The 13,967-nt window shown below is 61.3% G+C and carries 13 protein-coding genes; 3 read left to right on the top strand and 10 right to left on the bottom strand.

Going from position 1 to position 13,967, the window contains the following annotated elements; genetic code table 11:
• The first annotated feature begins 145 nt into the window (after nucleotides 1-145).
• Together ilvD and DDE77_RS17490 are read left to right on the top strand one after the other, a co-directional pair.
• Nucleotides 146-1,990, top strand: a complete 1,845-nt coding sequence (ilvD, locus tag DDE77_RS17495; RefSeq protein WP_108398761.1) for a dihydroxy-acid dehydratase — start codon at nucleotides 146-148, stop codon at nucleotides 1,988-1,990.
• 3 nt (nucleotides 1,991-1,993) lie between these two features.
• A complete protein-coding gene (locus DDE77_RS17490; protein WP_108398760.1) occupies nucleotides 1,994-2,797 on the top strand; it encodes a glycosyltransferase family 25 protein in 804 nt (267 codons plus the stop codon).
• Nucleotides 2,798-2,820: 23 nt separating this feature from the next.
• Here DDE77_RS17490 and DDE77_RS17485 read toward each other — a convergent pair whose 3' ends face one another.
• From DDE77_RS17485 to DDE77_RS17460, 6 genes are all read right to left on the bottom strand, one after another.
• Entirely contained in the window at nucleotides 2,821-3,363 is a 543-nt protein-coding gene (locus DDE77_RS17485; protein ID WP_157959922.1) for a hypothetical protein, read from the bottom strand.
• 298 nt (nucleotides 3,364-3,661) lie between these two features.
• Entirely contained in the window at nucleotides 3,662-4,531 is an 870-nt protein-coding gene (locus DDE77_RS17480) for an aldo/keto reductase (protein WP_108398758.1), read from the bottom strand.
• A 42-nt stretch (nucleotides 4,532-4,573) separates the two neighbouring features.
• Entirely contained in the window at nucleotides 4,574-4,999 is a 426-nt protein-coding gene (locus tag DDE77_RS17475) for a DUF1178 family protein (protein WP_108398781.1), read from the bottom strand.
• Nucleotides 5,000-5,055: 56 nt separating this feature from the next.
• Nucleotides 5,056-5,886 (bottom strand): carbon-nitrogen hydrolase family protein, encoded by an 831-nt coding sequence (locus DDE77_RS17470; protein ID WP_245895375.1) that lies wholly within the window; start codon nucleotides 5,884-5,886, stop codon nucleotides 5,056-5,058.
• Nucleotides 5,887-6,082: 196 nt separating this feature from the next.
• Nucleotides 6,083-6,340, bottom strand: a complete 258-nt coding sequence (grxC, locus tag DDE77_RS17465; RefSeq protein ID WP_108398757.1) for a glutaredoxin 3 — start codon at nucleotides 6,338-6,340, stop codon at nucleotides 6,083-6,085.
• 34 nt (nucleotides 6,341-6,374) lie between these two features.
• Complete coding sequence (locus DDE77_RS17460) at nucleotides 6,375-7,172, bottom strand: ComF family protein (protein ID WP_245895374.1); 798 nt, start codon at nucleotides 7,170-7,172, stop codon at nucleotides 6,375-6,377.
• Nucleotides 7,173-7,215: 43 nt separating this feature from the next.
• On the opposite strand from DDE77_RS17460, the gene DDE77_RS17455 reads away from it, so the two are divergent.
• Complete coding sequence (locus tag DDE77_RS17455; protein ID WP_108398756.1) at nucleotides 7,216-8,049, top strand: SAM-dependent methyltransferase; 834 nt, start codon at nucleotides 7,216-7,218, stop codon at nucleotides 8,047-8,049.
• Between the two features lie 126 nt (nucleotides 8,050-8,175).
• Here the strand turns inward: DDE77_RS17455 and DDE77_RS17450 are convergent, their stop codons facing one another.
• From DDE77_RS17450 to DDE77_RS17435, 4 genes are all read right to left on the bottom strand, one after another.
• Entirely contained in the window at nucleotides 8,176-8,745 is a 570-nt protein-coding gene (locus tag DDE77_RS17450) for a CarD family transcriptional regulator (RefSeq protein ID WP_108398755.1), read from the bottom strand.
• A 640-nt stretch (nucleotides 8,746-9,385) separates the two neighbouring features.
• The gene (gene fdxA, locus DDE77_RS17445) at nucleotides 9,386-9,724 is read right to left on the bottom strand and encodes a ferredoxin FdxA (protein WP_108398754.1); all 339 of its coding nucleotides are present in this window, start codon (nucleotides 9,722-9,724) and stop codon (nucleotides 9,386-9,388) included.
• 516 nt (nucleotides 9,725-10,240) lie between these two features.
• On the bottom strand, nucleotides 10,241-10,648 hold the full coding sequence (locus DDE77_RS17440) for an RNA-binding S4 domain-containing protein (RefSeq protein ID WP_108398753.1): 408 nt from the start codon (nucleotides 10,646-10,648) through the stop codon (nucleotides 10,241-10,243).
• Nucleotides 10,649-10,651: 3 nt separating this feature from the next.
• The gene (locus DDE77_RS17435) at nucleotides 10,652-13,684 is read right to left on the bottom strand and encodes a helicase-related protein (protein WP_108398752.1); all 3,033 of its coding nucleotides are present in this window, start codon (nucleotides 13,682-13,684) and stop codon (nucleotides 10,652-10,654) included.
• Nucleotides 13,685-13,967: the final 283 nt, after the last annotated feature.

Here is a 13,967-nt window from a genome sequence, read left to right as displayed (position 1 = left end):
AGCATTTGGGTAAACAATGCTCGGGTGCGATTTGCGATCCACCATGTACCGTACCGTACGGTACGGGTTTGCATTGATTGCCATCTGGAATGGGTCTAAAGAAACAGGCAACGCGTTGCCCACGCCAATCTTTCGAGGATCTATCATGCCGGCTTATCGTTCCCGCACCACAACCCACGGCCGCAACATGGCCGGTGCGCGTGGCCTTTGGCGCGCGACGGGCATGAAGAACTCCGATTTCGGCAAGCCCATCATCGCGGTGGTCAACAGCTTCACCCAATTCGTGCCTGGCCATGTCCACCTCAAGGATCTTGGACAGCTGGTGGCGCGCGAGATCGAGGCAGCCGGTGGCGTTGCCAAGGAATTCAATACCATTGCGGTGGATGACGGCATCGCCATGGGCCATGACGGCATGCTCTATTCCCTGCCCAGCCGCGACCTCATCGCGGACTCCGTGGAATACATGGTCAACGCCCACTGCGCGGATGCCATGGTCTGCATTTCCAACTGCGACAAGATCACGCCCGGCATGCTGAACGCTGCCATGCGCATCAACATCCCCGTGGTGTTTGTGTCGGGCGGGCCTATGGAAGCCGGCAAGGCCATGCTCAAGGGCAAGCTGCAGGCGCTTGACCTCGTCGACGCCATGGTGATGGCGGCCGACGATCATTACTCGGACGAGGAAGTGCAGGCCGTCGAAGAAGCCGCCTGCCCAACCTGCGGCTCTTGCTCGGGCATGTTCACCGCCAATTCCATGAACTGCCTGACCGAAGCGCTGGGCCTGTCCCTGCCCGGCAATGGTTCAACGCTGGCCACCCATTCCGACCGCAAGCGGCTGTTCCAGGAGGCTGGGCACCTCATCGTTGACCTAGCCCGTCGTTGGTACGAGCAGGACGATGCTTCCGTGCTGCCGCGCTCCATTGCGACTAAGGCGGCTTTCGAAAACGCCATGGCCCTCGATATCGCCATGGGCGGCTCCACCAATACGGTTCTTCATATCCTGGCTGCAGCCCATGAAGGCGGGGTCGACTTCACCATGGAAGACATCGACCAGCTCTCCCGCAAGGTCCCGGTACTCTGCAAGGTCGCCCCAGCCAAGAACGACGTCCACATGGAAGACGTCCATCGCGCCGGCGGTATCTTCTCCATTCTTGGCCAACTCGATCGCGCCAACCTTTTTAACCGCTCCGAACCCACGATCCATTCTGCCACGATGGGCGATGCCTTGGATAAGTGGGATATCTCGCGCACTAATTCCGAGGCGGTGCGCAATTTCTTCATGGCTGCGCCCGGTGGCGTTCGGACGACGCAGGCCTTTTCGCAGAGCAATCGCTGGGCGGAACTGGACACCGACCGCACCAATGGGGCGATCCGCTCGCCGGAAAACCCGTTTTCAAAGGACGGTGGCCTTGCCGTGCTCAAGGGCAATATCGCCATCGATGGCTGCATCGTGAAGACGGCGGGCGTGGATGAATCTATCCTCAAGTTCACCGGCCCGGCGCGGGTTTTCGAATCGCAGGACGATACCGTCAAGGCGATCCTGAGCAATCAGATCCGCGAAGGCGATGTCCTTGTGATCCGCTATGAGGGCCCACGCGGCGGCCCCGGCATGCAGGAAATGCTCTATCCCACGAGCTATCTGAAATCCAAGGGCCTGGGCAAAGCCTGTGCCCTCCTCACCGACGGGCGCTTTTCGGGTGGCACATCGGGCCTCTCCATCGGCCACGTTTCCCCTGAAGCGGCCGAGGGCGGCACGATCGGGCTGGTGCGCGAAGGCGACATCATCGAAATCGATATCCCCAACCGCTCCATCAAGCTCATGGTGAGCGATGACGAACTAGTGCAGCGCCGCCATGACCAGGACCAGCTGGGCTGGAAGCCGGCCCATCCGCGCAAGCGCAACGTGACACAGGCCCTGCGCGCCTATGCAGCCTTCGCCACGTCCGCCGCCCGCGGCGCCGTGCGCGACCTGGGCAAGCTGGATAGCTAAAGCTTGCAGGCCTTCTACATCAATCTCGCCCACCGGCCCGACCGGCGGGCGAGCATGGAAGCGCAGTTCTCAAGGCTTGGCATCCGGGCTCAGCGGGTCGAAGCCATCCGGCCCGCCGACCTCAGCAACAGCGATCGCGCTCAATATTTGGCGGACGGGCTTTATCATAAGCTCCTCCCGACAGAGCTGTGTTGCAATCTGAGCCATCTGGCGGCCATCGACAGCTTTCTGGCGACAAACCAGCCCTTTGCCGCCTTTTTCGAAGACGATGCTGTTCTTTCAGGCAGGCTTAGCACGCTGCTTGCTGCAATAGACGCACGGGGCCTGCCCTGCGATGTCATTCGGCTCGAAACCTTTGGCAGCCGTGCGCAATTTTCTGTTCGTCCTGTGTCGCACCTCGAGGGCTACGGGCTGCACAGCATGCATGGCTGGATCTGGGGCAGCGCCGCTTATGTCATGAGCCGGGCAGCGGCGATCAAGTTTCGCGACAGTCCGGCAATTCGGCAGATCGTGATTGACCGTGCCCTGTTCCGGCGCTTCCCCGATAGCGTGCCGTCCATATCGTGCCTGCAGCTGATGCCGGCTCTGGCCATTCAGGAAGATCGCCTTACCGGCGCTCGTCGGACCGGCAGTGATCTGGAGGGGGAACGCCAACAGGCAAGCGCAAGCCGCAAACAGCAAAGGCCGCCATTTGCACATCGGCTGCGGCGCTTCTGGGATAACGAGATCGGTGTCGCCCTGCCAGCGACGATTGATCGGCTGAGAGGCCACTCAGCCAAGCAAACCATTCCTTTCGTTTCTGACTAAGCGCCTGTCGACCGATTACCGGCTCAAAGAACAGCAGGTGCATCAACAGCGCTTTTCAAGCGCCGGATAAAGCGTTTGGGCCCACCGTCCCAATGCCGCAGGTCGTAGAGATATCGGCGGTCCACGGGCGCTTCGAGAACGCGCACTTTCAAAACAAACGGCTTGCCGGTGAGGGCCAGCGCGGTGGCCCTGTGGTTGCCATCAAGGAGAAGAAGGTCCTGCCCGCCAAGACTATAGGCGGGAACAAGGACCTTGTCCGGCACGCCATTTTGCAGGAAACGATCGGGCAGGAACCGCGCGCGCTCCGGCATCGGCACTTCCGCCAGCCGTTCCGCCACCTCGCCTATGCGCAGCGGAGTGGCCCACAGTACGCCTGAGCGCACGAACATTTCGGTGCGGGTCGCGCGGAAGGCGCTGAACATCTGGAACACTTCGGCGGGCGTACGCATGATCCGGGTCGATACGCAAGCGCGCTCTGGGGGAATGCGGGCCGAGTGGAAGCGAAGCGTGATGCCGGGGAATTCCTGGTGAAATCGCGTCGCTGGTGTGTCCGTGTATATTCGCATTCGACCTCAAACGCCCTGAACCAGAGGCATAGCCTCCTTCTAGCACGGTGCCATCAATCCGTCATTTGCGTGCTGGAGGTCCGAGGCAAAGGGACAAAGAGCTTGCCCGGCTCTGCTCCTAAATGCTACAGCGCCTGCAGCCTTCAGGTGGTCTGCCAAGATTGCCTGCTGGTTAGGTTCGATAGCGGGGATTCCACCCTCCCTATCGAACCGACCTAATCCCTCGACATCGGCATAAAAGAAAACCCCCCGGGCAGGCCCGAGGAGCTGTGTTTCTTGTTGCTGAAGGTGTGCCCGTTCAGGCTTTGCGGCCGATGGCGTCCAGCGTCTTGAAATCTTCGTCGCTGAGCTGGATGGCAGCCGTGGCGACGTTTTCCTCGAGGTGCTTCACCTTGCCCGTGCCGGGAATTGGCAGCATGACCGGCGAGCGCTTGAGCATCCAGGCAAGGGCAATCTGGCTGGCGGAGGCCTGGTGCTTGTCCATGATGGCCTTGAACTCGGAGCTGGTGGATTCGAGATTGCCGCCATCGATCGGGCGCCACGGGATGAAGCCGATATTGTTGGCTTCGCAATATTCCAGCACATCCTCGGCCTTGCGGCTGACGAGGTTGTACATGTTCTGGATTGTCGCGACCTTGAAGTATTTCTGGGCTTCCTTGATGTCCTCGACGCTGACTTCGCTCAGGCCCACATGGCGGACGATGCCGTCCTTTTGCAGTTGCTGGATGGCGCCGAACTGGTCTTCGCGCGGGGTCTTGGTGTCGATGCGGTGCAACTGCCAAAGGTCGATCACCTCGACCTTGAGGCGGCGCAGGCTCTGGATCGCGCCTTGGCGCAGGAATTCGGGACGGCCGAGCTGGTGCCATTGATCAGGGCCAGTCCGGGTGAGGCCGCTCTTGGTCGCAATGATCGTGCCCTTGGAATAGGGCGCGAGCACCTCCCCAATCAACTCTTCGCTGATGTAGGGGCCATAGCTTTCGGCGGTGTCGACGAAATTCACATTGAGCTCGGGCAGCCGGCGCAGCGTGGCCTTTGCTTCTTCGGGATCCTCCGGCGGGCCCCAAATGCCCTTGCCGGTGATGCGCATCGCGCCAAAGCCCAGGCGATTGACAGTAAGATCGCCACCAATGGCGAAGGTCCCGGAGAGGGATGCGTCAAGTTCTGTCATGCTCGTGTCTCCGTTGAAACGCGCCGGAAGTGGCGCTCGGAACTAATTGTGTTCTTCGGGCAGGTCGGGCAGCGGCATGAAATCGATACCTTCTTCAACCAGCGCCACCACTTCGTCGCGGGTCGCCTGGCCATAAATGCCGCGCGCCTCGGCTTCCTCGAAATGGATCTTTCGTGCTTCCTCGGCGAATTTGTCGCCGACATAATCGGCTTCGCTCATAACCTTCTGGCGATAGGCGCGCAGCAATTCACGGAACTTCTGCGCTTCGGGATGGCCCTGGCTCAAGGACATCTTGCCCTGATCGGTCCGGGCCACGGCCGGCGCCATGGGCGCCTTGTCGACGCTGCGGTCATCACAAACGGCGCAGAAAACGATGCCGCGCGCTTTCTGGTCATCAAAGGCGTCGGCGTTCTTGAACCACGCGTCGTAGCGGTGGCCTTTGGAGCACTGAAGGGAATACTGGATCACGAAAATGGTCCCGGGAACCGGCAAAAATAATGACAGGACTGATATAGGCCGCAGGCTCAGGCCTGCAACACCTGAGGTGGCGCAAAATCACGGGCATTGCGCAAGGCGGGAACACGTTCGCGCACATCCCGAACGAGATCAGCGGAAATCTCGGCAACAAGGACGCCCGGCTCGTCATGGGCGAGCTCCGCAATAACCTTGCCCCAAGGGTCGATGATGATGGAATGGCCATAGGTGGCGCGCCCATTGGAGTGCTGCCCGCCTTGTGCCGCAGCAATCACATAGGAGCCGGTTTCAATGGCCCGTGAGCGCAGCAGCACATGCCAATGGGCCTGCCCGGTCGGCACGGTAAAGGCTGCGGGGACCGCGAGGAGGTTCGCACCGGCATTGGCGAGCGTGTTGTAGAGCTTGGGAAAGCGCATGTCGTAGCAGATGCTCATGCCCAGGGTGAACGGGCCCAGGGGCACGGTTACCGCCTGCTCGCCGCCAGCATAGGTCGCGCTTTCGCGATAGGCATTGAGCCCGGCAATGTCGGCGTCAAAGAGGTGAATCTTGTCATAGGTGGCAATGATCTGCCCATGGGGATCGAACAGGACAGAGCGATTGGCAAAGCGCCCGTCGGGCAGCGGCACGGCAAGCGAGCCGATATGGATGTGGATGCCGTGCGCCTTGGCGAGCTCACCGATGCGGCGCAGCTGCGGGTGATCCTCGAAAGGCGCGGCGACAGAGCGCAGCTGGTCGCGGTTTTCGGGGAAGATCACCGTAACCTCGGGGGTCAGCACATAAGATGCGCCCTGCCCCACTGCTTCGGCCAGGAGCGGCTCGAGCGCCCCGATATTGGCATCGGGATCAAGTCCGGACCGCATCTGGATGGCTGCAATTTTCATGCGTGCTCCTGGTGGCACGACCTCGTGGTTCGATAGAGGCACCATGAGGTCTAGTGGGGATTGGTTGGATTATTCTACCCTGAGCTCCGTGTATCAACACCGTCATCACCCGGCGTGTCCGGGTGATCCACAGGATAGCTCAGCAGAATGGATCGCCGGACGAGCCGGGCAATGACGATATACACGAAGCTTTGGTTTAAGAGGCCTGGAGCAGCGGGTCGAGACCGCCCTGGCGATCAAGCGCAGCCATGTCGTCATAGCCGCCCACATGGGTTTCCCCGATGAAAATCTGCGGCACGGTGCGCCGGCCATGGGCGCGCTCGGTCATGGCGGCGCGCAGGGTGGGATCAAGCACGGTGATCTCGGTATATTCGGCGCCCTTTTCGTTGAGCAGCGCCTTGGCGGCGTGGCAATAGGGGCAGGTCGGGGTGGTGTAGATTTCGATCTTGGGCATGGATTTTCTCCAAGGAGAGAAAGGAATTAGCGTCTTATATGGGGAGATCGGCGCCGAAAACAACGCGGGCAAAGCTGACAACGTCCACGGTCTCGATCCCGCCGCGTAGGAGGGTGCGCGTAACCGCTTTGGTGGTGGCGCCGGTGGTATAGACATCGTCGATCAAAACGATCCGTTTTCCCTTTGCGCGGACGAGAATCTCGGGGTGAACGGCAAAAGCGCCCTGAACGTTGCGCTGCCGGCCATCGCCGCTGAGACCCACCTGCTGGCGCGTCTTGCGGGTGCGCCGGACAAGGGATGCATCAACGGGAAGGCCCGTAATCTTGCCGAGCCTGCTGGCGAGTTCGGCGGATTGATTATAGCGCCGCTGGCGATAACGCGCGGGATGGAGGGGCACCGGAACCAGGAGGGGATCGCCCTGCCAGAGTTCATGGCCAGCGCCGGCCATCAGCTGGGCGCAGAATTGGGCGAGTTCCGGGCGGTCACCATATTTGAGACGCGACACCAGGAGCCGGGCAATGTCGTTGTAGATCACCGCCGTGCGGGCGCGCCGGAAAGGCGGGGGATCGGCGAGGGCTTCCGCCGAAACGGCATCAGGGCCGATGGAGACTTCAAAGGGCAGGCCCATAACAGGGCAGAGCGGCGCCGTGATGGGCCGCAGCTTGGCAAAGCATTGCGGGCAAAGCGTATTGTGGTTGGCCGTCGGCGCATCACAGGCGAGGCAAACGGGCGGATAGAGCAGGTCCAGCAGCGCACCGCCGGCCGCTTGCGCCCCTCGGGCCAGGCGGTTGCGCCAGGGCTCGGTTTTGACAAGCGCGTCGGGGCTCTCCATAAGCCTTTATTGTGATCAATTCCCCCGCACCCGCAAGGCCATCATGAGCCAGCCGCCCAGGATTTTCGACAGCGCCCTGATCCGGCAACATCTGGCGCGGCGGTCGGACTCGGCCGACTTCGTGCATGATCTGGTGCTGGCCGACCTTGAGGACCGGCTCGCGACGCTTATTCGCGAATTCCCCAAGGCGCTCATTATTGGGCCCGACACAGCCAAACTTCCCCTCTCCGGTCAAACCGCAAGCGCACAGTTTGCCTTTGAGCGCATCGACTCTTTCAGTGGGGAAGATGACATGCCCCCGATCGAGGGGGATAACTACAATCTGATCGTGTCACTCCTGCACCTTCAGGTGGTCAATGATGTGCCCGGCTATCTCCTTCGCCTGCGGCAGAAATTGGCGCCGGATGGGCTGCTCATGATCGCGGCACTGGGCGGAGAAACGCTGACCGAGCTGCGCGAGGCCTTTTTGGCCGCCGATGCGCTGGTTTATGGCGGTTCTTCCGCGCGCGTGGTCCCCATGATCCAGGTGCGCGACGCGGGCGCGCTGCTGCAACGGGCGGGGCTGGCCCTGCCCGTGGCGGATGTGGAAACCCACCAGGTGCGCTATTCCTCGCCCTTTGCTTTGATGAGCGAACTCAAGGCCTTGGGCGCATCCAACCCCCTGGTCGACCGGCCGAGAAAGCTTGCGGGACCGGCGCTGCTGGCGGCCGCCGCCAATGCCTACCTAGTGCGCGATGGCGATCCGGATGGTCGCGTGCGGGCCACGCTGGAAATCATCTGGCTTTCAGGCTGGTTGCCCCATGAAAGCCAGCAAAAGCCGCTCAAACCCGGCAGTGCCACGGTGCGCCTCCAAGATGTGTTGGGACGTAGCACTTGAGCGCTTGGCGTTAGCAGACTGTTAGCACTTGGCGGCACATTCAGCGTCAAAATCACCGCATCTGGCGCAAAAAAGAGGCCGGTGTTTCCACCGGCCTCTCCGAAGTTTTTGCGAAACTGAACCGCCTTAAGCGGCAGCTTCCTCGTCGCCTTCGGCTTCAGCCGCATCGGCCTTGGTGCGCTTGGGAGACTTGGCGAGGTTCTTTTCGATCAGCTGCACGGCTTCCGTCAGCGTCAGCTTGTTGACGGCACCGATTTCGCGGCTCATGCGATCCATGGCCTGCTCGAAGAGCTGGCGTTCGGAATAGCTCTGCTCGGGCTGTTCTTCGGAGCGATAAAGGTCGCGCACGACTTCCGAGATCGCGATGAGGTCGCCCGAATTGATCTTGGCTTCATATTCCTGGGCGCGGCGCGACCACATGGTGCGCTTGACGCGGGCGCGGCCGGTAACGGTGTTGAGCGCCTGGGCGACCAGATCTTCCTCGGCCAGTTTGCGCATGCCGACGGACTTGATCTTGGCAACGGGCACGCGAAGGGTCAGCTTGTCCTGCTCGAAGCTGATAACAAACAATTCAAGGGTCAGGCCGGCAACTTCCTGTTCTTCGATCGAGACGATCACGCCAACGCCATGCGCCGGATAAACGACGTATTCGCCGGTCTTGAACCCTAGCCGTGTCTGTGACTTCTTGACTACCATATGGTGGAACTCCTTGTTGACGCCCCAATGGACAGCTCCTGGCGGGAAGGACCGTCCATGCCTACTCTTTTACCTTGGCGTCCGAACGGGACGCCGCGCGCAACAAGAACCCCATGGTCCCCGGGTCCGCTTGCCCCCAGGGATCAGTGCATCCAACGATGTTGTCAAAAAAATCGTGCCCTAAGGCACGGGTTGTGTGACGGGACCAGCTGCATCTAGGAGCACCATAGCACAAAAAATCAGCAAAATCAAAAGCTACGAATCATGGGACGCGGAGACGTGATTCTGCGGGCTGTCAGGTGATGGGCGCGATGTCCATAGCGCGTTTGATTTAGGAATGGTGCTGTGGATATGCGAGGGAAGATGGGTGATTTAGCCAGAGATCGGGCCTCTCAGCACCCCCTCCCAACCTCCCCCGTGGAGGGGGAGGTGCCGTGCGGTGGTGCGCGCGAGTTCTGGCCCGATCCATCCATAAGGATGGTGTCAGCAGACTTGAGGCAGGATCCATCCTGAGGTGTAGGGGGATCGTCCGGTCGAGCTTGCGGCTACGGACAAATCTCGAGATGGGCCCCGGGTCGAGCCCGGGGTGACATCGTGGGTGGGGAGGCGTTTCTTGCCTCTAACCCAAATTGGCAAAAAATCAGTCGCCTTCGCCCGGGGCTTCGGAGAAGTATTTCTCGAGCTTGCCGGTTTCGCCGTCCCGCTCCTTGGCTTCGGGCAGGGGATCGCGGCGCTCGGTGAGATTGGGCCAGATGGCAGCATATTTGGTGTTGAGCGAGAGCCATTCGTCGAGCCCGGATTCGGTATCAGGCTTGATGGCTTCGGCGGGGCATTCCGGCTCGCACACGCCGCAATCGATGCACTCGTCGGGGTGGATCACCAGCATGTTCTCGCCTTCATAGAAGCAGTCTACGGGACACACTTCGACGCAGTCGGTGTATTTGCAGGCGATGCAATTGTCGGTGACGATATAGGTCATCTGATGGGCAGTCCGGCAGGTCTCAACGGGTCCGGTGCTAAACCCTTTTCCCTTGCGCTGCAAGGCTGGTGAGGCGCACCTTTTGGCGCATCCTCCCTGCGCAGGGAAACGATGTTGCGCAAGGGACTGGCTGGCGAGTAGGTCAGGTCCCGCCACAACACCGGTCGTCACCCTTGGGCTTGACCCAAGGGGACTGCACTTGCGGACAGTTCAGTAAGTGTAGAGCTCTCGGGTCGAGCCCGAGGGTGACGATTGAGGGGACCGCATCACCTCTAATAGACCTCATCCTGAGCTTGTCGAAGGACGAGGTCTCATAACTGCGGCACTTCCCATTATTAGATGCCGTGACAGCTATATTGGGGCTAGCCGCCCCCCACCCTTGATCCCTCCCCGCGAGGGGGAGGGTGTCGACTGTGCGATCTCTGCAGGAAATGCCTGGTAGACCTTATCCAGAGCGTGTTTGCCCGACCTCGTGGTTCGGCAGGTTCACCATGAGGTTTCAGGGGAAATTGGTGCTTATTCCTCCTCCTCGCCATGGAGGCGGTCGATGTCGCGGCGTTCTTTTTTTGTGGGGCGGCCGGCGCCTTCGGGGCGTTGGGCGATGGCGGCTTCGAAGGGGGACAGATCGGCCTTGGGCAAGGGTGGAGGCGAGAGGTCTTCGTATAGGCCCTGGGCTTCGCTGGCGGGGCCACGGCGTTCGCCGGGGTCGATGATGCGCCAGACGACGATGCGGCCATGCAGGATCATGGTCAGCACATCGCCGGCGCCGACCTTGTGATCGCTGCGCTCGGTCTTGTCGCCATTAACGCGAATGACGCCGGTTTCGATGACTTTTTGCGCAAGCGTTCGGGATTTGAGCGCGCGCGAAAAAAACAGGAACTTGTCGAGCCGCTCCTTGCGGACGGGCACGACAGGTTCAGCCATGTTTTACTCCGCCTTGCGGTCACGCAGGGCCGCAAGCTTGGCAAAGGGTGAATCGGGATCGAAGGCCTTTTCCTTGCGATCCTGCGGCGGCCGGCCCAGCGAGGACCGATCATTTTGGGGGCGATCAAAGCGCGGCCGATCCTCGCGACCCTTGTCCGGCCGGCGATTGTCGTTGCGACCCTTGCCCTCGAATTGCGGCTTTGGATTGAGGTGCTGGGCCTTGCTCAGATCCTGCACTTCGCCCGGTGGGCGCTTGCTGACGATGGGGCGTTGGCGATCCTGACGGGGCGGACGGTTTTGCCCTTCCCCTTCAGGACGGCGGCGGCCTTCGTGGCGGCGATTGTCCTGACGCTTGCCAGCAGGAGACCAGATTTCGTCGAACTCGGGTTCGGCTGGGGCAGCAGGAGCAGTGTCCGGCGCGGCTTCCACAATGGTGGTGGCGGGCACGGATGCATCAAGCGCGGGCGCGGCAGCTTCTGCCGGCACGGCTTCAACCGGAGCTTCGTCCGTCGGCTCGACGGAGGCCGGGTTTTCGCTCAGCACCTCTTCCAAAGCGGGTGCTTCAGCGCTTGCCTGGGCCTCGGGCGCAGGGGCCGGAGCCTTGGGCACGCGTTTGACGCGATAGCCGAGCGAGGTGAGAATCGAGGCGAAATCCTCGCCCGAGCAACCCAGGAGCGACGTCATTTCCACGGTGACGCGGAAGCCATTGCCCTCTGCGGCGCCAGCGGGCACTTCGCCCTGGAAGCGCGTGGGATCAAGCGCGATCAGCGGGCGAATGATGTCGGCGAGGCGCTCGAGAATATCGACGCGCACGGCGCGCTTGCCGGCCACCTTGAAGCCCGCAACTTCGTAAAGGCGCGTATCGACTTCGGGATCGACCACAAAGGAGGTGCGACCGGACAAGACGATATGGGGAATGTCGGTGACGCCGGGCTGGCGCACGCCGCCATTTTTCAGCGCAAACAGGATCAGTGCCAGCTCGCGCGGGGCGGGCTTGAGCGAAAGGGGCAAATAGATGTGGTAGGCGCCGAACTTGATGCCCAGCTTGCGCATCTTGCCGCGTACGTCCTGATCGAGATTCTTGACCTCCTCGGCCACTTGAGCACGCGGGATCAGGCCGAGGTTCTCGTAGAGCTGGTAGGCAATGCCGCGGGCAGCGCCTTCGATATCGGCAGGCGCTTCAAGCGCCATGACGCCTTCAAGCACGGTATTGATGTGGTGGCGCAGCCAAAGGCTGAGGCGATCCTGCACGCGTTCCAGGTCCGGGCCAGTCAGGGTTTCATCGGCCAGGATCAGGATGCGGGGGCGATAAAGCGTTTCGCCCTCGATCAACTCGGCAACCAGATCGCCCTTCCAGCGCAGGCGTCCATCGGTCGCCAGCACGAATTCTTCATTGGGTGCGCCAGCCAGGCGCTCCGCACGATTGTGGATTTCGGGCGCCACCACTTGATCAGCGGCTCCACGCAATCCCTTAGTGTCGGCATCGCCATCATGGCGGGCCAGGGTGAAACGGAAGCCTTCGAGCGTGCCGATGAGGTGGCCTTCCAGCCTCACTTCGCCACGTTCATTGATCTCGGGAGATGCCATACGTTTGTCTTTCAGATGACGAAGCAGCACGCTGGTGCGACGGTCGACGAAGCGCTGGGTCAAACGCTCATGGAGCGCATCACTCAGACGATCTTCAATCTCCCGGGTCTTTTCGCGCCAATGCGCCGGGTCCGCAAGCCAGTTTTTACGGTTAGCGACAAAGGTCCAGGTCCGGACCTGCTTGATCCGGTTGCTGAGCGTGTCGATGTCGCCGCTCGTGTTGTCGCAAAACCGGACCTGCTCGGCAATCCAGTCGGCGTTGACCTTACCTTTTCTGGCTAAGTCCGAGTAAATTCTGGTGACGATTTCGCCGTGATTGGCAGGCGAAATTCCTTGGTAATCCGGGATTTGGCAGCATTCCCAGAGGAGCCGCGCACCATCGAGCCCACGCGCCAATTGCCCCGCCTCGTTGCGCGACACGAATTCAAGGGCTTGCTGGTCCTTGGCGATGGGGACCCGGGTGAGGCTGCGATGTTCGGGCGATGCCTCGAGCGAATGAAGCAGCGCCGGGATGGACGAGAAATCCAGCTGATTGTTGCGCCATTGCAGCACTCGGACGGGGTCGAAGTCGTGCGTTTCGAGCGCAACAACCATTTCCTCGTCGAATCCCTCGGTGCCGCCGGTGACGCCAAACGTGCCATTGCGGGAGTGGCGACCGGCCCGGCCGGCGATCTGGCCGATCTCGGCAGGGGTCAGCAGGCGCGATTGGTGGCCGTCGAACTTGGTATCATCGGCAAAGGCAACGTGGTGGATATCAAGGTTGAGCCCCATGCCGATGGCGTCGGTGGCGACCAGGAAATCCACATCCCCATTCTGGTAGAGCTCGACCTGCGCATTGCGGGTACGGGGCGACAGCGCGCCCATGACCACGGCGGCGCCGCCGCGCTCGCGCCGGATCAATTCGGCAATGGCATAGACCTGCCGCGCGGAGAAGGCGACGATGGCCGAGCGGGCCGGCTGGCGCGAAATCTTCTTGGAGCCCGAATAGGTGAGCTGGGAAAAGCGCGGCCGCTCGATGATCTCGGCATGGGGCAGGAGCTTGCGGATCACCGGCTCCATGGTGCCGGCGCCCAGCAGAAGGGTCTCGTTAAAGCCGCGGGCATTGAGGATGCGGTCGGTGAACACATGGCCGCGGTCGAAATCGATGGCGGTCTGGATTTCATCGACAGCGAGGCAATCGACGCGGATATCGGTGGGCATGGCTTCCACCGTGCATACCCAGAAGCGCGGCTTAGCGGGAACAATGCGCTCCTCGCCCGTAACGAGAGCCACGGCCCCCTCGCCCACCCGCTCGACGCAGCGCTGGTACACTTCGCGCGCAAGCAGGCGCAGCGGCAGGCCAATCATCCCCGTGGGATGGGCCAGCATGCGCTCAATGGCAAAATAGGTCTTGCCGGTGTTGGTGGGGCCAAGAATAGCCTTGACCGATTGGGGAGGCGAGAAGGTCATTGCCGCCAATGTAGGAAATCCATTTGCCAGTTGCGAGTAGCGCAAAGCAATGTCGCAAAAAAGGACAGATGCTGCGGCGCTTTTGCCACCGTGTTAATGGTTTGAACGCAAGGGGAACGAAGCAGCACCGAATCGAAGATTGCCGGTAGATCCCGGTTTGTTCACGGCTAGGGCTTGGGGATGGCCGTGGAGAAAGGCACAAGCAGGCAGGTGATGAGGCACTGGCAGACGGTTTAGGGGGCGGGACCGTTCAGCTGTGTTGATAAACGGTAAATAAGCGGGT

The sequence above is a fragment of the Devosia submarina genome (genome assembly GCF_003056345.1).
Taxonomy (GTDB): Bacteria; Pseudomonadota; Alphaproteobacteria; order Rhizobiales; family Devosiaceae; genus Devosia; species Devosia submarina.
The sequence above is the reverse complement of the archived record's forward strand: the minus strand, read 5'-3'. Positions and strand labels throughout refer to the sequence as shown.

Excerpts from the sequence above, each read along its gene's own strand:
- ilvD (WP_108398761.1), top strand. The coding sequence starts at position 146 with ATGCCGGCTTATCGTTCCCGCACCACAACCCACGGCCGCAACATGGCC.
- DDE77_RS17485 (WP_157959922.1), bottom strand. The coding sequence starts at position 3,363 with ATGCGAATATACACGGACACACCAGCGACGCGATTTCACCAGGAATTC.
- DDE77_RS17480 (WP_108398758.1), bottom strand. The coding sequence starts at position 4,531 with ATGACAGAACTTGACGCATCCCTCTCCGGGACCTTCGCCATTGGTGGC.
- DDE77_RS17470 (WP_245895375.1), bottom strand. The coding sequence starts at position 5,886 with ATGAAAATTGCAGCCATCCAGATGCGGTCCGGACTTGATCCCGATGCC.
- grxC (WP_108398757.1), bottom strand. The coding sequence starts at position 6,340 with ATGCCCAAGATCGAAATCTACACCACCCCGACCTGCCCCTATTGCCAC.
- DDE77_RS17460 (WP_245895374.1), bottom strand. The coding sequence starts at position 7,172 with ATGGAGAGCCCCGACGCGCTTGTCAAAACCGAGCCCTGGCGCAACCGC.
- DDE77_RS17455 (WP_108398756.1), top strand. The coding sequence starts at position 7,216 with ATGAGCCAGCCGCCCAGGATTTTCGACAGCGCCCTGATCCGGCAACAT.
- DDE77_RS17450 (WP_108398755.1), bottom strand. The coding sequence starts at position 8,745 with ATGGTAGTCAAGAAGTCACAGACACGGCTAGGGTTCAAGACCGGCGAA.
- fdxA (WP_108398754.1), bottom strand. The coding sequence starts at position 9,724 with ATGACCTATATCGTCACCGACAATTGCATCGCCTGCAAATACACCGAC.
- DDE77_RS17440 (WP_108398753.1), bottom strand. The coding sequence starts at position 10,648 with ATGGCTGAACCTGTCGTGCCCGTCCGCAAGGAGCGGCTCGACAAGTTC.
- DDE77_RS17435 (WP_108398752.1), bottom strand. The coding sequence starts at position 13,684 with ATGACCTTCTCGCCTCCCCAATCGGTCAAGGCTATTCTTGGCCCCACC.